Origin of the sequence: Streptomyces humi, from assembly GCF_001005085.2 — a bacterium.
In the GTDB taxonomy this organism is placed as follows: domain Bacteria; phylum Actinomycetota; class Actinomycetes; order Streptomycetales; family Streptomycetaceae; genus Streptomyces; species Streptomyces humi.
In genome coordinates this window covers 17,575-33,225 of sequence record NZ_LBMU02000046.1, presented here as the reverse complement: position 1 = coordinate 33,225, position 15,651 = coordinate 17,575, and the positions used below count along the sequence as shown (strand labels likewise).

16 protein-coding genes and 1 tRNA gene are annotated in these 15,651 nt (G+C 72.3%); 5 read left to right on the top strand and 12 right to left on the bottom strand.

Annotated features, from left to right (window positions below):
* From AAW13_RS21470 to AAW13_RS21435, 8 genes are all read right to left on the bottom strand, one after another.
* On the bottom strand, nt 1-480 hold the full coding sequence (locus AAW13_RS21470) for a GlcG/HbpS family heme-binding protein (protein ID WP_046728784.1): 480 nt from the start codon (nt 478-480) through the stop codon (nt 1-3).
* Nucleotides 477-1,262 carry an alpha/beta fold hydrolase gene (locus AAW13_RS21465; protein ID WP_046728785.1) on the bottom strand — a complete coding sequence of 262 codons (786 nt, stop codon included), beginning with the start codon at nt 1,260-1,262 and terminating at the stop codon, nt 477-479. Before AAW13_RS21465 ends, AAW13_RS21470 begins: the two co-directional genes overlap by 4 nt.
* Nucleotides 1,263-1,288: 26 nt before the next feature.
* Complete coding sequence (locus tag AAW13_RS21460) at nt 1,289-1,660, bottom strand: VOC family protein (protein WP_046728786.1); 372 nt, start codon at nt 1,658-1,660, stop codon at nt 1,289-1,291.
* The gene (locus AAW13_RS21455; RefSeq protein WP_046728787.1) at nt 1,657-2,427 is read right to left on the bottom strand and encodes a fumarylacetoacetate hydrolase family protein; all 771 of its coding nucleotides are present in this window, start codon (nt 2,425-2,427) and stop codon (nt 1,657-1,659) included. The genes AAW13_RS21460 and AAW13_RS21455 overlap by 4 nt, the downstream gene beginning before the upstream one ends.
* On the bottom strand, nt 2,424-3,872 hold the full coding sequence (locus AAW13_RS21450) for an NAD-dependent succinate-semialdehyde dehydrogenase (RefSeq protein ID WP_046728788.1): 1,449 nt from the start codon (nt 3,870-3,872) through the stop codon (nt 2,424-2,426). Before AAW13_RS21450 ends, AAW13_RS21455 begins: the two co-directional genes overlap by 4 nt.
* A 13-nt stretch (nt 3,873-3,885) precedes the next feature.
* Nucleotides 3,886-4,800: a VOC family protein gene (locus tag AAW13_RS21445; RefSeq protein WP_046728789.1), complete on the bottom strand. Its 915-nt coding sequence runs from the start codon at nt 4,798-4,800 to the stop codon at nt 3,886-3,888.
* A gap of 121 nt (nt 4,801-4,921) precedes the next feature.
* Complete coding sequence (locus tag AAW13_RS21440; protein ID WP_046728790.1) at nt 4,922-5,833, bottom strand: LysR family transcriptional regulator; 912 nt, start codon at nt 5,831-5,833, stop codon at nt 4,922-4,924.
* A gap of 159 nt (nt 5,834-5,992) precedes the next feature.
* Nucleotides 5,993-6,553, bottom strand: coding sequence for a carboxymuconolactone decarboxylase family protein (locus AAW13_RS21435; RefSeq protein WP_079178895.1), 561 nt, complete (start codon nt 6,551-6,553; stop codon nt 5,993-5,995).
* 233 nt (nt 6,554-6,786) lie between these two features.
* Between AAW13_RS21435 and AAW13_RS21430 the strand changes: the two genes are divergently transcribed.
* A complete protein-coding gene (locus AAW13_RS21430) occupies nt 6,787-7,191 on the top strand; it encodes a cupin domain-containing protein (protein WP_046728792.1) in 405 nt (134 codons plus the stop codon).
* Between the two features lie 182 nt (nt 7,192-7,373).
* Here the strand turns inward: AAW13_RS21430 and AAW13_RS21425 are convergent, their stop codons facing one another.
* On the bottom strand, nt 7,374-8,726 hold the full coding sequence (locus AAW13_RS21425) for an alpha/beta fold hydrolase (RefSeq protein WP_046728793.1): 1,353 nt from the start codon (nt 8,724-8,726) through the stop codon (nt 7,374-7,376).
* 265 nt (nt 8,727-8,991) lie between these two features.
* Here AAW13_RS21425 and AAW13_RS21420 point away from each other — a divergent pair, with 265 nt between their 5' ends.
* The gene (locus tag AAW13_RS21420) at nt 8,992-10,233 is read left to right on the top strand and encodes a SpoIIE family protein phosphatase (RefSeq protein WP_046728794.1); all 1,242 of its coding nucleotides are present in this window, start codon (nt 8,992-8,994) and stop codon (nt 10,231-10,233) included.
* A gap of 65 nt (nt 10,234-10,298) precedes the next feature.
* Here AAW13_RS21420 and AAW13_RS21415 read toward each other — a convergent pair whose 3' ends face one another.
* From AAW13_RS21415 to AAW13_RS21405, 3 genes are all read right to left on the bottom strand, one after another.
* Nucleotides 10,299-11,225 carry a hypothetical protein gene (locus AAW13_RS21415; protein ID WP_046728934.1) on the bottom strand — a complete coding sequence of 309 codons (927 nt, stop codon included), beginning with the start codon at nt 11,223-11,225 and terminating at the stop codon, nt 10,299-10,301.
* A 133-nt stretch (nt 11,226-11,358) separates the two neighbouring features.
* On the bottom strand, nt 11,359-11,997 hold the full coding sequence (locus tag AAW13_RS21410; protein WP_046728935.1) for a LysE family translocator: 639 nt from the start codon (nt 11,995-11,997) through the stop codon (nt 11,359-11,361).
* Between the two features lie 187 nt (nt 11,998-12,184).
* Nucleotides 12,185-13,306, bottom strand: coding sequence for a diaminopropionate ammonia-lyase (locus AAW13_RS21405; RefSeq protein WP_046728795.1), 1,122 nt, complete (start codon nt 13,304-13,306; stop codon nt 12,185-12,187).
* 119 nt (nt 13,307-13,425) lie between these two features.
* On the opposite strand from AAW13_RS21405, the gene AAW13_RS21400 reads away from it, so the two are divergent.
* The 3 genes from AAW13_RS21400 to AAW13_RS21390 all read left to right on the top strand — a co-directional run bounded on the left by AAW13_RS21400 (nt 13,426) and on the right by AAW13_RS21390 (nt 15,636).
* Nucleotides 13,426-14,370 (top strand): LysR family transcriptional regulator, encoded by a 945-nt coding sequence (locus AAW13_RS21400; protein WP_046728796.1) that lies wholly within the window; start codon nt 13,426-13,428, stop codon nt 14,368-14,370.
* 116 nt (nt 14,371-14,486) lie between these two features.
* Nucleotides 14,487-14,561: transfer RNA gene (locus AAW13_RS21395), tRNA-Met, on the top strand.
* A 334-nt stretch (nt 14,562-14,895) separates the two neighbouring features.
* Nucleotides 14,896-15,636 carry a class I SAM-dependent DNA methyltransferase gene (locus tag AAW13_RS21390; protein ID WP_046728936.1) on the top strand — a complete coding sequence of 247 codons (741 nt, stop codon included), beginning with the start codon at nt 14,896-14,898 and terminating at the stop codon, nt 15,634-15,636.
* The last annotated feature ends 15 nt before the right edge of the window (nt 15,637-15,651 follow it).

Sequence of the window (15,651 nt, the reverse complement as noted above, 5' to 3'; positions counted from 1 at the left end):
TCACTCACCCTTTCCGGGGTTCCCGGCGGGCCGGCCCGCGACGCCCCAGGCGGCGAACTCCAGCTCGTAGCCGAGGGATTCGAGTACTTCGTCGGCGATCAGCTGGTCCTCGTCCGCGGTGCCGCCCGCGATGCCGAGTCCGCCGATGATCTCGCCGTCCTTCTTGATGGTGACGCTTCCCTCGGTGGCCATGATCGGCAGCGCGGCGCCGGGGAGCTGGGAGAGCTGGGAGAAGAAGACGGGCTGGCTCTCCTGCCACTTCTTCAGCATCCTGCCGGGGCGCTGCATGACGGCCGCGGTGTAGGCCTTGGCGCGGGCGATGTCGGGGGTGAGCGGGCGGGCGCCGTCGGCTCGGCGGACGGCCACCGGGAAGCCGCCGGCGTCCACGACCGCGACGCTCACCGCCTTGCCGATCGCCCGGGCGCGCTGGTGGGCGGCGTCGATGATCTCCTCGGCGGCGTCCAGGGTGAGAGTGGTCATACGGCTTCCTTCGGTGCGGTGAGGGTGGTGCGCAGGCGGGCGATCGCCGCGTTGTACCTGTCGGGCGTCTCCCAGTACATGGAGTGCGGGGCGCCTTCGACGATCTCCAGGTGCGAGCCGGGCAGCAGTTCGTGGGCGCGGGTCACGGTCTTCGTGCTGAGCACCGCGTCCTGCTCACCGGCCAGGAAGGCGACCTGCACGCCGGAGGCCGCGATGTCCTCCAGGGTGGGGCCGTCGGTGTCGAGGTTGCGCAGGTCCTGCATCCTGGCGACGTTGAAGGTGCCCATCTGCTGGAACAGGAACGTGAGATCGGCGCGGCGGTGCTGGAACTCCCTGGTCAGCAGGCGGTCGATGACGGGCAGCTTGACGGCCTCGGCGCGGTCGGCGGCGGCCAGCTCCCTGAGCTCGGGGTGGCTGATGCCGCCGAGGGAGTGGCCGAGGACGACGCGGGAGACACGCTCGGGGCGCGTCAGGCCGGCGCGGAGGGCGGCGACGGACCCGATGGACTGACCGACGAGCATCGCGTCGGTCAGGTCCTCCCGGTCGAGTACGGCGACGACGTCACCGGGGAAGTCCTGGCCGTCGAACTCGGGCATGGAGGAGTCCGACCTCCCGAACCCGCGCAGGTCGACGGTGATCACCGTGAACCGGTCGCGCAGGGCCGCGACCTGCTGCCACCAGGCCGCGTGATGGCCGCCGCTCCCGTGTACGAACAGGATCGCCGGACCGCTGCCGTGGCGCTCGTAGTAGACGGCGGTGCCGCCGGAATCGGCAAAGGGCATGGGTATGAACTCCCTTATGTTCGTGCTCAGTTGGGGCGGCGGCCGTGGAAGACGAGCTCGATCATGGTGTGGTCGGGGTCGTGGATGTAGCAGAACTTCGACTGGTTCTCGGGGCGTTCGATCGGCCTGGTGTGCCGGATGCCCAGCTCCTTCAGGTGGGCGAGGAACTCGTCCCAGTCGTCGACCTCGACGGCGAAGTGGTAGGGCGCCATGCGCTCCATCTCCTCGACCGGCGTGAAGTGGAGGTCGAAGTTTCCCCGGGTCATCAGCACCACGCGGGTGTTGGACCTGGGCATGATCCGCTTCATCCCGAAGACCTTGGTGTACCACTCGGCGGTGCGGTCGGGGTCGGTGGTGGGGAAGTTGACGTGGTGGATGTAGCGGGGTTCCGCGCTCATGGGTGGTTCCCTTCCAGGTGTACGGGGTTGGACAGCACGCCGATTCCGCTGATCTCGACGTCCACGGTGTCCCCGGGCTCGATCCGGCCGACGGACTCGGCGCCCATCCACAGCACGTCACCGGGGTGGACGGTGACGTGCTTCGTCATCTCGACGAGGTGGTCGAAGGGGTCGAACACCATGTCTCCGGTGGGGAACCGGGCCCGCACCGCGCCGTTGACCCGCAGGGTGGTCGTCTGCGCGAGGGCGTCGACGTCGGTCTCGATCCAGGGGCCCATCGGCTTGAACGTGTCGCTGTTCTTGCTGCGCCAGAAGGTGCGGTCCTGGTGCTGCCAGGTGCGGGCGCTGACGTCGTTGCCGATGGTCCAGCCGAACACCGCCGCGCGCGCCTCCTCGTAGGTGGCGTGCCGCAGCGTCCGGCCGATGACGGCGACGAGTTCCGGCTCGGCCTCGAAGCGGCCCTCGACCGCGACGGGTCTGACGATCGGCGAACCGTGCCCGGTCAGCGCGTTGTTGGCCCGGTAGCCCACCTCGGGCCGGACCGGGGTCTCGGCACCGGCGTGCGCGATGTGCCGGGGATAGTTCATGCCGACCGCGTAGAAGACGGAGGGCACGACGGGTGGCAGCCAGACGGCGGCCGACCGTGGCACCGCACCGGTCACGACCGGGTCGCCGTCGATCGGGGACGCCGACAGCAGCTCGATGTCCGCCTCCCCCACCCGCCCCCAGACCGCCCGGCCGTCGACCGAGACACGTGCGTACCTCATGGCACCAGCAGCTGGGAGACGCGTTTGGTGACCAGGTAGGCGTCCAGGGCCTCCGGGCCGCCCTCCCGGCCGTACCCGCTCTCCTTGACGCCTCCGGAGGGGGCCTCGTGGACCGAGCCGCCGCAGTGGTTGATGGACAGGATGCCGGCCTCCAGCTCGCCGGAGAGGCGTTCGGCGGTGGCGGAGGACCTGGTGAAGCCATAGGCGGCCAGGCCGTACGGCAGCCCGTTCGCCGTTTCCAGTGCCTGGTCGAGATCGGCGAACGGCACGATCGGCGCGATCGGTCCGAACGGCTCCTCGGACATCAGGTCCGCGTCCGCCGGTACGTCGGTCAGGACGGTCGGCGCGAAGAAGTAGCCGGGGCGGTCGAGCCGTTCACCGCCGGTGAGCACCTTGGCGCCGCGGCCCACGGCGTCGGCGGTCAGGCGGATCATCGCCCGGAGCCGGCGCTCGTTGGCCAGCGGACCCATGGTGGTGCCCGCGGCCAGCCCGTCGCCCACGACCACGGCCTCCGCGGCCGTCACGAACGCGGCGGTGAAGTCCTCGACCAGGCTCTCGTGGACCAGGAACCGGCTCGGTGAGGTGCACACCTGTCCGGCGTTCACGAACTTCGCCTGCGCCGCGCGGCGCGCCGCCATGGCGGGGTCGGCGTCGGCGCAGACGATCACCGGGGCGTGGCCGCCCAGCTCCATCAGCGACGGCTTCATGACCTTTCCGGCCTCGGCGGCCAGGAGCTTGCCGACCGGCACCGAGCCGGTGAAGGCGATCAGCCGGGTGACCGGGGAGGCGATCAGGTGGGCCGAGACCTCGGCCGGTTCGCCGAACACGAGGTTCAGCACACCGGCCGGCAGCCCCGCGTCCACGAAGCAGGCCACCAGGGCGGCCGCCGTCGCCGGGGTCTCCTCGGAGGCCTTGATGACGATCGAGCAACCCGCCGTCAGAGCGGCGGAGATCTTCCGCATCGGGCCGCCGGCCGGGAAGTTCCACGGGACGAACGCGGCGACGGGGCCGATCGGTTCGCGGCGCACGGAGAGCACGGTGCCGGGTGCCGACGGGATGAGACGGCCGTACGCGCGCCGGGCGTCCTCGATGTGCCAGCGCAGGGTGTCGGCGACCCGCCGGGCCTCTCCGGTGGCCTCGGCCAGCGGCTTGCCCTGCTCCCGGGTCATGATCCGGCCCACCTCGGCGGCGCGCTCCGTGAGCAGGTCGGCGGCGGTGTGCAGGATCTGGGTGCGGCGGGCGACGGAGGTGTTGCGCCAGCTGCGGAAGCCCTCGTCGGCGGCTTCGAGCGCCCGGTCCAGGTCTTCGGCGGTGGCCAGCGGTACGTGTCCGATCACCTCTTCGGTGGCCGGGTTCACGATCGGGGCGGTTCGTCCGGTGCCGCCCTGGCACCACTCACCCGCTATGTACATACGGACGGCCGGACTGCCGTGGTCGGTGGTCATGATGGCGTGCCTCTCAGGCGGGGGTGTCCTGGTCGCGGTTGGTGCGCAGGGCCCAGATGTGGTGCGGCGGGGTCGTCCCGTGGACGCGGGTCTCGTAGCTGTCGTCGACCCGGTCCATGTCGGCGGCGTACTCGACGCGGCCGCCGCACGGTGCGTGCAGGAAGCGGAAGACGTTGGAGCCGATGGTGTGGCGGCCGAGCCTGCGCGCTTCCCGCCAGCCCTTGTCGATCATGTGGTTGCCGCCCTCGATCACGTCGTCGAAGCCGGGGACCTCGTAGGCGACGTGGTTCACGCCCGCCCTGTCGGGACGGTGGCAGAGCAGCATGGTGTGCTGGTCCTGGTCGCCCGGGGCCCGCATGAAGACGCCCATCGGCTCGACCACGTCCGTGGGCCGGAAGCCGAGGAGGCCGGTGTAGAAGGCGACCGCCCGCTGCCTGCCGGGTTTGGGGATGTTCAGGGCGACATGGCACATGCGCAGCGGGCGGACCCGTCCGACGGCCGCCAGGGGGGTGTTCCAGCGGTCGACGTGGCCCGGCGCGTTGGCGGGGCGTGGGGTGACGGGGGCCGGCCTGGGGCGGGCCAGGGTCAGGCCGACGCCGAAGCCGGTCTCGTCGGCGGTGTGGTGGACGCCGTCGGCGCTCTCGCGGACCTCACGGTCCTCGGCCACGGCGGCCACCAGCCGCTCCAGTTCGTCCGGGGTGTCGACGCCCCACACGACCTCGCGGAGGGTGGGGCCGGGCTCCACCGGGGGCGGCAGCCGCGAGCCGGGGAAGGTGTCGAGGTGAAGGGTCTGCCCGGTGAGCGTCTCGAAGACCGCGTGCTCGTCGGTCCGCTCGACCGGGAAGAGCCCGAAGTCGTCGAAGAAACGGACGTTCTCGTCGAGGTCGTCGATGCCGTAGGTGACCGATTCGATCCTCTGGATTCCCATGGGTTTCCTCTTTTCGCGGGTCGCCTGTGAGCGTAGATATCCGCAGGCCGCGGCCTCAATGGAGGGGCTCCGACGGAATGCGCAATCGTTTCTTGCGCTTACCGGCCGATCGCGGGATCCGTCAGTGCCCGATCGCGGGAATGGGGTTGCGCGAGAACCATTCGGTGAGGAAGTCCAGGAAGACGCTGATCTTGCGCGGGGTCTTCTGCCCGGGACCGTAGATCGCGTACAGCGGGCGGTCGGGCACCGTCAGTTCGGGCAGCAGCACCTGGAGCGCGCCGGAGACGAGGTCGTCGTAGGCCGGGCGCTGCGGCAGCAGCGCGAGGCCGCGGCCGTGCACGGCCGCCTTCTGGAGGGCGATGTAGGAGTTCGAGGAGAAGGCGATGTTGCGGATCTTGTGCAGGGTGGAGGTGTGGCCGCTGCCGATCCGCCAGACCGGGTCGTTCACGTGCACGAGGCAGTCGTGGTCGGCGAGGTCGTTGGGATGGGCGAGGGGGCCGTGCCGGTCGACGTACGCCTTCGCCGCGCACAGCACGAACGGCAGCGACGACACCTTCTTCAGGCGGACGCTCGAATCGCGCAGATCACGGGTGTGGAACGCGATGTCGAACCCACTGTCCAGGAAGTCGTAGGTGCGGTCGGACATACCGCCGAGTTCGAAACGCACCTGGATTTTCGGGTGCTCGGCGGAAAAGGCGGCGATCGCGTCACCGAGGTCCAGGCTTCCTATCCATTTGGGGCAGATGATGCTGAGCGTGCCCTCGGCCCGGTCGTGCAGCTGCGCTATGCCGGCGTCCTCGGCCTCGATCTCGTCGAGGATCCGCGCGGCGAACTCCGCGTACCGCTGCCCGGGTTCGGTCAGGCTCACCGAGCGGGCGGTCCGGTGGACCAGGCGCACGCCCACCTGGCGCTCCAGTTCGGCGACGTGCCGCGACACCAGCGAGCCCGAGGAGCCCAGCTTCTTGGCGGCCCCGTTGAAGCTGCCGGTCTGCGCGACGGTGACGAAGCTGTGCATGAGGAGCAGGCGATCCATGTTTTCCTCCCCGGCGGCGCCACCGTCCCGACGGCGGCTCGCGGGACGTTTCGGCGCCACGGCGGATGTGCGGCATCCATGTGATCCAAAGGAATGTTGGCAATATTGTCAATATCTTGACGTTTGCCCCCGACCGTGCTCCTGACCAGGTCGAAGGCGTCACGGACGGGGGTCGGAACCGGGGACCACCCGCCCGTGACCGCGGATGTCGGGGAACGGCGGCACCTTGTCGGCCTGAAGATCCACCTGGAACGCGTTCAGGCACATGCCGAGCATGGTGAAGTTCCCCAGCGCTCCGATGGTGTCGACCAGGCCCTTGGCCCCGAAGTGGCCGAGCGCGCGGCCGAAGGTCTCGTCGGAGACGAAGTGTTCCTCCAGGATCTCGCGGCAGAACCGGTAGAAGGCCTGGTCCCGTTCGTCGTCGAACACCGCCTCGCGCTTCTCCGCGATCGCCTGCACGGCGGCCGCCGGGATCCCGGCCTCGATCGCCTGCTGCACATGCGCGTTCCAGGAGTACTGCGCGTCCCAGTTGCGCGCGGCCATCAGCAGGGCGAGTTCGCGCAGGTGCTTCGGCAGACTGCATTCGAAGCGGGCGAAGGCGCCGAGTGCCTCGGCCCGCTCGCACATCTCCGGGCTGTGCAGCCAGACCCGGAACGGACCGCGCACGGCGCCACGGCGGCCGGCGATACGCGCGGCCAACTCCCGCTGCCTGGCGTCCATTTCCTCATCGGTCAGTACGGGGAGCCTCATCTCGCGGGCACCTGCCTCTTCCCTGTCGGCACGGCTCCGGCAGCCGTGCGCTGCCAGGGACCGTACCGCCGGGTCCGCCGAAACCGTCCCTCTCGGAGTGCAAGGTAAAGCTGCACGCCAGGGGGCAGTCAGCGGCCGCCAGGCGGCCTAACATCGTGCGCCGCGGCGCCGCAGTGCCGCGCGATCCGAAAGGAACCCCCCGGATGACCACGATCATCAAGGCCGCGTCCGTGCCCCTGCTCGACCGGGGCGGTTCCGTCGTGACGACGCCGCTCGTCACGACACCGTCGGCGGGCGGGGAGAACCGGATCACGAGCGGCATGAGCGTGTATCCGGTCGGCTCGGGCGCGCCCCTGCACTCGCACAACTGCGACGAGCACGTCACGGTCCTCGACGGCGAGGCGGAGGTGGTGGTGGACGGCGAGGTGACGAGGCTGGAGCGGTACGACACCACCTACATCCCCTCCCCCGTCCCCCACCTCTTCCGCAACGTCGGAGACCGGCCGCTGCGCATCCTGTGGGTGTACTCGTCCGGGCACGTGACCCGGACGTTCACGGAGACCGGCAGGACCGTGGAACACCTGTCGCGCGAGGACCAGATGGGCTGACGGAGGGCAGGACGGGAAGAAGGCGCCTCCGGATCCCACCTCCCGGATCGCGCTCCGGGACGGCGCCTCCGGATCCCGCTTCGGGACCGCGCCTCCGGATCCCGCTTCCGGACCGCGCCGCCCGGATCAGCGGGTGCCGGACCGCGCCTCCCGGATCGCGCTTCGGGACCGCGCCGCCCGGATCAGCGGGTGCCGGACAGGCGGCTCGGCCGGTAGTCGGTGAAGGCGGCGCCGTCGAGGTCCAGTCGCTCCGCGCTGCGCTGGAGTTCGGCGGTGGTGGCGGAGTTGCCCCAATGCCCGCTGTCCAGCCGGTGTTCCACGGCGTGCAGCCCGGCGACCACTTCCGCGGTGGTGAAGTTGCAGTGGCTCTGCCGTGCCACGTAGGCCTGCCGAAGGAGCGCGGAGTCGCCGGCCCGGCGGACCCGCCCGGCGAAGGCCGACTCCTGCTCGACGGGGACGAGTTGGTCGGCGGTGGTGTGGAGGTCGAGCAGCGGTACGGCCAGTGACTGGCCGGCCGTGGAGGTCCGCTTCAGATGGGCCACCGCGGCCGGGTCGGCCGAGATGTCCGCTCCCCGGGTGAGCCGGTTCAGGTCCGTCCGCAGGTCGAGCCCGGCGTCCCGGTAGAGCGCCTTGACCTGCTTGGCGTGGCTGGACTTGTGCAGCAGACCGGCGTAGTCGACGCCCTTGTTCCAGGAGGTGTTGCCGCCGGCGGACTGCTCCACCGACCAGCGTGCCGGGACGATGAACCCGAGCAGGCCCTGGGCCAGCCAGGCGTACTGCTGCTCCTCCTGGCCCGCGAAGTCGTGGCGTGCGGGCGGCTGTTGCCCCGGAGCCCAGTCGGTCAGGTTGAGGTAGGCGGCGGCCAGGGCGATCCGGGCGCGTCCGGCGGCGGTCTGCTGTGCCGTTTCCACGGCCTTGGTGAGCCGGCCGGCCAGGGCCGCGCCGTCGGCCTGGCTGTCCAGGTTCACGAGTTCACCGGCGTCGGCCGGGTCGAAGAACGTGGCCAGGGTGTACTCGGCGTCCAGCTGGTAGTTGTCCAGGTCCACGCCGCCCGCGACCAGGCCGCACAGGCCCAGTGCGCCGTCGACGCGGCCCGCGCCGTCGCGGGCGATCCGGGCGTTGACGAGGCCGCCCATGGACTGGCCCACCGATATCACCCGGGTCGGCGTGCCGACCTGCCGGCGGAAGGCGGTGAGCGCCGCGAACTGGTCCCGCTCGGCCGAGTCGAGCGCCCACATCGAGCCGTTCGGGTCGTAGGAGGAGCCGACGAGTGCGTAGCCGGCGTCCAGCAGGGCCTGGCGTGCCGCTGCCGACGGGGCGTCGGCGGCGGTGGTCGGTCCGAAGCCGTGGCTGAACAGCAGCAGGCTGCCGTTCCACCGCGCGGGTGTGTCCGCGATCCAGGTGGCGCCGTCGGCCAGGGTCCCGGAGTAGTGGTCGCCGGCCGCGGCCCGGGCGCCGGCCGCGGGCCCGGTCAGAGCGGTCGCGAGGGCGGTGGCACAGGCGACGGCGAGGGTGGTGAGACGGGGTCGGGACATGACGGCGGCTCCGCGAGTCGAGGGGGGACCGGGGGTGCGCGAGCTGGACGAGCGCTGCGAATGTAGGGCACTTTTTCAACTGCCGTCAACACAACGCCCAATATCGGGGGGTGGCGTCGACCGCGGTCTCCGCCGGGACACCGGCGGCCGGCCGAGCGGAGACACGCAGCTGGCGCGGCTTCGGCGTCGGACCCGCCGCCGTCCCGCTGCGGGCGCATAGTGGAACCGGAGAGGGGGTCGCCGGAAGGGGATCGGGTGAGCGCCTGTGACCACATCAGCGATCGACTACCACACGCTGTTCGCCGCCACGCCCAGCCCTTACCTGGTACTCGGCCCCGACCTCGTGATCCTCGACGTGAACGCGGCGTACTGCCGGGCGACCGGCCGTACCCGCGACGACCTCGTCGGGCAGTACGTCTTCGACGCGTTCCCGGACAACCCGGCGGACCCGAACGCCGACGGGGTGCAGAACCTCAGCGCCTCCCTGCACCGGGTGCTGCTCGCGAAGCAGCCGGACACCATGGCGGTGCAGAAGTACGACATCCCGGTGGCCGGCCGGCCCGGAGCGTTCGAGGAACGCTGGTGGTCCCCGATCAACACCCCGGTGCTCGGGCCCGACGACCAGGTCGCGTGGATCATCCACCGGGTGGAGGACGTCACCGAGTTCGTGCTCTCCCACAGCACCCGTGCCCGGCCCGGTCAGGCCCTGAGCGAACGCGAGACCATGGAGGCCGAACTCTACGCGCGCACGCGGGAACTCCAGCTCGTGATCGAGCAGCTGCGCAAGGCACACGCCCGGGAACGGAAGATCGCCGTCACCTTCCAAGAGGCGATGCTTCAGTCCCCGGACCTGGACCGGCATCCGAACATCGCGGTGCGCTACCTGCCCGCGGCCAAAGGACTCAACGTCTGCGGCGACTGGTACGACGTCGTGGACCTGCCCGACGACCGTTTCGCCGTCGCGGTGGGCGACGTCGTCGGCCACGGCCTGGAGGCCGCCGCCGCCATGGGCATGCTCCGCAGCGCCCTGTCCGCCGCGGTCCGCACCCTGCACGAGCCCGCCAGCGCCATGGAGACCCTGGGCCTGTACGCCCGGTCGGTGGAAGGCGCGTGCGCGACCACCGCCGTCAAGGCCGTCGTCGACCCCCACGGCCGGCACATCACCTACAGCAGCGCCGGCCACCCGCCACCGGTCCTGGCCCGCCCCGACGGCACCTTCATCCTGCTCGACCAGGCCACCGACCCGCCTCTGGGAGCCCGTCCGAACCATGTGCCGCGCCCCCAGGCCGCCGTGCCCTACTCCTGCGGCGACACCCTCGCCCTGTACACCGACGGGCTCATCGAACGCCGCGGCGAGGACATCGACATCGGCCTGCACCGCCTCACCACCACCCTCACCGAGAACTCTCGGCTCGGCCCCGACCACCTGGCCGACGTCCTGCTGTCCCGCATGGGCGTCAGCGGCGGCGGCCACGACGACATCGCCTTGATCATCGTCCGCCTGTGACCACCTCGGCCCGGTGGAAACCGTGAGGCCCGGCCCGGACGGGCCCCGCCCTCCGCTGAAACGGTCTACTCGGTGTCCGTTGTCATGCGGCGTACGCGCCGCGCCCTCTCGTGCGCCTCCTGCTCGGCCCGGGCGAGGACCTCGGCGGCGGACCGGCTGTGTCTCTCCGCTTCCCGCCGGTCCTTCTCGGCCCGCCGGTACTCCTCCCGGGTCTCGCGCAGATGCTCCTCGGCGGCGGCCGTCCGCTCGCGGGCCTGCTCCGTCCGCTCGCGCGCCCGCCGCAGCCCGGCGTCGGCGTCCGCCCGCCGTGCGCGTTCCTCGCCCAGGCGCCGTTCGGCGGCCTCGGCGGCCTCCCGCGCGCGGGCGAGCCGTTCCTGGCGGGCTCGGCGCCGCTCGGCGAGTTCGTCCTTCGCCGCCCGCGCCCCGGTCGCAGGGGCCGGCCGGCTCCGGACGGGCGGCCGCTCGGCGGGCGGTGCCGTGCCGGGACGGAAGTCCGACGGCGGGGTGAGGGCGTTGGCCAGGCGGCCGCCCGCCCACTCGTCGGCCGCGTCAGGGTCGGCGAGCACGGCGCGCAGGGTCGCTTCGAGGTCCTGCTGGACCGGGTCCGAGAGCCGGTGCCCGGCCTCGTGGGCGAGTTGCGCGGCCTGCCGAGACAGGGCGGTCACGATCCGGCGGCGCTGTGCGGAGAGATCTCTGAGGCCATCGGCGTCCAGGGTTCGGTAGGCCTCGCGCAGCTCCCGCCCCAGTTCCAGGAACTGCCGGCTCTCCTCCGGCCGGGAGCGCAACAGGAGGTTCGCCGCCCAGGCCGCGAGGGTGGGGCGGCGGGCGGCGTGGATCCGGCGGGCGTCCTCCGTACGGCCGTCCGTCCTCGCGGCCGCGGCCAGCCTCTCCCGACGGGCGACGAAGTCGGACGGAGGCGTGGTGTACAGATCGTCGAGGGCGGCCTCCACGTCACCCCCGGCGCCGTCCCGCCGGTTCCTGCGCGCGTTCAGTTCGCCCCCACCTCCGGTCACCCGGCCCCGGAGGGCGGGTGGACGACGGCGCGGTGCTCGGACACGGCACCAGCCTGACCTGGACCGCTTCGCCTCGCATCCCGGCCGAGGCGGGTTCCGCACGGCGTGCCGGTCAGCCGGAAGCGGCGGCGACCGCCAGGCCGAGGCCGATCAGGGTGACGCCCGTGGTCCGCCCGAGCGCACGCTGTATCCGCGGTCTGTGGAGGACCGGGCCCGCTTTGGCCAGCAGGAGCGCGTAGCCGCCCAGCCAGGCGAGGGTGAGGACGGTGTGGAGGAGGACGAGGAGGGTCATGGCCCAGACGGCCGGCAGCCGGGGCGGTGCCAGGGTGGGCAGCAGGCCGGTGTAGAAGACGGCGATCTTCGGGTTGAGGACGTTGCTGACCAGGCCGGTGCGCCACGGGCTGCCGACGGCGGCAGCGGGACCGGCGTCCTGACCCGGGGCGTTCCCGTGGCCGGCCGGCACCGGACGGCGATGCTGCCACAGCGACTGCGCGCCCAGGAACACCAGGTATCCCGCGCCGAGGAGCCGGACGGCCAGGTAGGCCGTGGGCGAGGCGGCGAGTACGCCCGCGAGGCCTGCCGCGGTGAGCGCGCCCCAGACCAGCAGGCCGGTCGCGATGCCGCCCACGGTGCGCAGCGCGTCCCCGGGACCGGCCGTGAGCGCACGCCGGGTCACCACCGCCATGTCCGGGCCCGGCACGACGGTCAGCAACCCCAGGACACCGGTCGCGGCCACGAGCTGGGTCAGCACGCCGCCGGCTTCCCGCAGACCGGACGAGTCGGACACGGCGTACCGGGAGGACCGGGCGGGCTGGGAGGACCGGGCGGGCTGGGAGGACCGGGCGGGCTGGGAGGACCAGGCGCAGCGGGCGGACCGGGCGGCGGTGGGGTCTGGAGAAAACGGTGGCTCAACGTGGGGTCCTTTCCGGTGCCCGTGGTCAGTGTCCGGTGGTGGAGTGCGGGTTCGCGGCGGCGCCCTCGGTGCTCAGCAGTACGACGACCGAGGCCGGCCCCAGCCCCAGGGCCGTACGGCGGGCCTCGGCCCCACGGCCGGTGAGCGCCGCGCGCAGACCGGCGAGCGCCGCGGCGCCGCAGGGGCCCGAGGAGACACCGGCGGCGGCCAGGTCCAGGGCCGCGCGGGCACTGGCGGTGTCCGCGACGGCGACCGCGGCGTCCAGTCCGCCGCGCAGGTGCGGCCAGGCGATGCTGGACGGGGTCCCGCAGTTCAGGCCCGCCATGGAGGTCTCCCGCGTGGCGACGGTGACGGGCGCGCCGAGAGCGAGGCTCTCCAGGACGCAGGGCGCGGCCTCCGGCTCCACCGACAGCAGGGCGGGGGCCTGCCCGGAGGGGCGGCTGCGGTAGTGCGTCACCACGGCCTGGGCCAACGACCCCACCCCCACGGGTATGGAGACCAGGTCGGGGCCTTCGCCGGCCCCAGCGGCCGCCAGTTGCTCGTCGACCTCGGCGCACAGCGTGGAATAGCCCTCGACGATCCAGGCCGGGATCCGTTCATAGCCGGGCCAGGCGGTGTCCTGGATCAGGACCGCGTCCGGTGCGGCAGCCGTGGCCGCCGCCAGGCGGACGGCCTCGTCGTACGGCCCTGGGACCTCGGTCACCTTCGCCTGCTCGGCGACGATGGCCGCCACGGCCTGCGGATGCACGCCCTGCGGGACGAAGACATGGGCGTCCAGCCCGAGGCGGTGCGCCACGCGCGCCACCGCGCGGCCGTGGTTGCCGTCGGTGGCGGTCACCAGAGTGATCCGGCCGTCGTCACCACCGTCCGACGCCCGCTCGGCAAGCGTGCGGTGGACCGCCCAGGACGCCCCCAGCATCTTGAACGCGGGCAGCCCGAGACGGCACGACTCGTCCTTGACGAAGAGCCGGCCGACTCCGAACCTCGCTGCCACAGACGGAAGTTCGATCAGCGGGGTGGGCGCGTAGTCGGGCAGGGAGGCGTGGAAGGACCGCACCTTCCCCGGTGCGGGGGCACAGCGCCAGGCACGGGCATCGGGGCGCGCGAACCACGGCGGCGTGCGGTGGGAGAAGTCGTCGTCGAACACGTCATCAGGGTCCGGGACCCGCCCACGATCGGTCCAGCGAATCTTTTCGACCTATACTCGTGGGAAAAACCGACCATTCAGAGGCCTTCGTCCGCGAGGGCGAGGAGAGCGGGCCGCCCATGTTCGATCTGCACCGGCTGCGCCTGCTGCGCGAACTCAAGCACCGCGGCACCCTGGCGGCCGTCGCCGCCGCCCTGTCGTACGCCCCCTCCTCCGTCTCCCAACAGCTGTCCCAGCTGGAGGCCGAGGTCGGCGTCCAGCTCCTCGAACCGGTCGGCCGGCGGGTGCGGCTGACCGCGCAGGCCGAGATCCTCGTCGCCCACACCGAAGCGGTCCTCGAACGCCTGGAGCGCGCGCAGGCGGAGATCGCCGCCTCCCTCACCGACCTGACCGGCACCCTGCGCGTCGCCTCGTTCCAGACCGCCGCCCTGGCGCTCGTCCCGAGCGCGCTCGGCCTGCTGCGCGACCGGCACCCCCTCCTCCGCGTCCACGTCACGCACATGGAACCCGAGAAGGCCCTGCCGGCCCTCCAGGCACGCGACTTCGACCTCGTGCTCGCCGAGGAATACCCCGGCAACCCCAACCCGCGGCCGGCCGGACTCGAACAGGAGGACCTGCTCGACGATCCCCTGCATCTCGCCGTGCCGGAACCGGCCGGCACGGCCGACGCGGACGGCCCGACGGCGGTGCTGCGGTCGCTCGCCGACCACCCCTGGGTGATGGAACCCGAGGGCACGGCCGCCCGGCACTGGGCCATGACGCTGTGCCGCAACGTCGGCTTCGAACCCGACGTACGGTTCGAGACCACCGACCTCCTGCTCCACCAGCGCCTCGTCGAGGAGAACCACGCGGCGGCCTTCCTGCCCGGCCTCGCCCGGAACGGCCGGCCCCCGGCCGTCACCCTGCACCAGCTCCCCCGCGGCCAGCGCACCCGCCGCATCTTCACCGTGGTACGCCGCGGCCGCAGCCGGCACCCGGCCGTCCAGGCCTGTCGGCACGCACTCCGGCACGCGGTCGCCCTCCGCTCCGGCACGCACCGGCCCCCAGCGGACTCACCGCCCTGACCACGTCCCACCGCGGGGCAGACACCGCCGAAGCACGGCTGAGCGACGGCCGGCGCGGCCCGTCGGCGAAAAACATCAGCCGTCGCCGCGCGGATGCCGTACGGTGGTGGAACCGACGCGGGGTGGAGCAGCTCGGTAGCTCGCTGGGCTCATAACCCAGAGGTCGCGTGGTTCAAATCCCGCCCCCGCTACGACAGTCCGGCCCCTCCGCGCCCCGCGGAGGGGCCGGAGTCGTTCGCGGCGCGCGGTCCGGGAGGCGTGGTGATCAGCCGGCGGCCGGGCCGCGGTCAGCCTCCTCGTCGAGAACGGCCGCACGACCCGTGCCTGCCCCACGTCCAACCCGCGGAAGCTGCCCCGTTCGGCCGCCACCACACCAACGCGAAGGCCGTCCTCACCGAGGCCTACGGGCTGCGCGGACGCCCCGGCACGGTCCAGGCCCTGGAGATCGCCGGGCGGGGCGCCTGGCCGGCACGCGGCCGTAAACCCTTCGACAGCACCCGGCGTCGCCCGGCAGAGTGGCCGCCCGTGACGACCAGTGAGCTGTGGACCAGGGCCGAGGCCGACCGCTACGACGCCGAGGAGACCGAGATGTCCTCGGCCGCCGTCCTCGGGCCGACCGTCGCCTTCCTCGCCGAGCTCGCCGGGGACGGCCGGGCACTGGAGTTCGCCATCGGGACCGGCCGGGTGGGCGTCCCGCTCCGGGAGCGCGGCGTGCCGGTGGTGGGCATCGAACTGTCCGAGCACATGACGGCGGTGCTGCGGGGCAAGGCCGACGAGAGCACACTCCCGGTGGTCATCGGGGACATGGCCACCACCGTGGTCGCCGGTGGGTTCAGCCTGGTCTATCTCGTCTACAACACCATCTCGAACCTGCTCACGCAGGACGAGCAGGTCGAGTGCTTCCGTAACGCCGCACGTCATCTGGGGCCCGGCGGCCGATTCGTCATCGAGCTGGGCGTGCCACCGCTGCGGTTCCTGCCGCCCGGACAGGTGGCGGTGCCCTTCGACGTCTCCGAACGGCATCTCGGCTTCGACACCTTCGACCTCGTCGAGCAGGTTCTGGTCTCGCACCACTTCACCCGCGACGGTGCCGACGGCCACTACCGGCGAGGCGACTCCCGGCACCGGTACGCCTGGCCGGCCGAACTCGACCTGATGGCACGGATCGCCGGGCTGGAGCTGGAGCGCCGCGTCGCGGACTGGGACGGGACGCCGTTCACCCAGGACTCCCCGAAGCACGTCTCCGTGTGGCGCAAGCCGCTGTGAGACCGCCGCCGGGGC

What these genes read in the sequence shown, in the direction of transcription:
- AAW13_RS21425 (WP_046728793.1), bottom strand. Translation starts at nt 8,726, where the DNA reads ATGTCCCGACCCCGTCTCACCACCCTCGCCGTCGCCTGTGCCACCGCC.
- AAW13_RS21435 (WP_079178895.1), bottom strand. Translation starts at nt 6,553, where the DNA reads ATGGACGCCAGGCAGCGGGAGTTGGCCGCGCGTATCGCCGGCCGCCGT.
- AAW13_RS21460 (WP_046728786.1), bottom strand. Translation starts at nt 1,660, where the DNA reads ATGAGCGCGGAACCCCGCTACATCCACCACGTCAACTTCCCCACCACC.
- AAW13_RS21440 (WP_046728790.1), bottom strand. Translation starts at nt 5,833, where the DNA reads ATGGATCGCCTGCTCCTCATGCACAGCTTCGTCACCGTCGCGCAGACC.
- AAW13_RS21430 (WP_046728792.1), top strand. Translation starts at nt 6,787, where the DNA reads ATGACCACGATCATCAAGGCCGCGTCCGTGCCCCTGCTCGACCGGGGC.
- AAW13_RS21400 (WP_046728796.1), top strand. Translation starts at nt 13,426, where the DNA reads ATGTTCGATCTGCACCGGCTGCGCCTGCTGCGCGAACTCAAGCACCGC.
- AAW13_RS21450 (WP_046728788.1), bottom strand. Translation starts at nt 3,872, where the DNA reads ATGACCACCGACCACGGCAGTCCGGCCGTCCGTATGTACATAGCGGGT.
- AAW13_RS21470 (WP_046728784.1), bottom strand. Translation starts at nt 480, where the DNA reads ATGACCACTCTCACCCTGGACGCCGCCGAGGAGATCATCGACGCCGCC.
- AAW13_RS21455 (WP_046728787.1), bottom strand. Translation starts at nt 2,427, where the DNA reads ATGAGGTACGCACGTGTCTCGGTCGACGGCCGGGCGGTCTGGGGGCGG.
- AAW13_RS21465 (WP_046728785.1), bottom strand. Translation starts at nt 1,262, where the DNA reads ATGCCCTTTGCCGATTCCGGCGGCACCGCCGTCTACTACGAGCGCCAC.
- AAW13_RS21445 (WP_046728789.1), bottom strand. Translation starts at nt 4,800, where the DNA reads ATGGGAATCCAGAGGATCGAATCGGTCACCTACGGCATCGACGACCTC.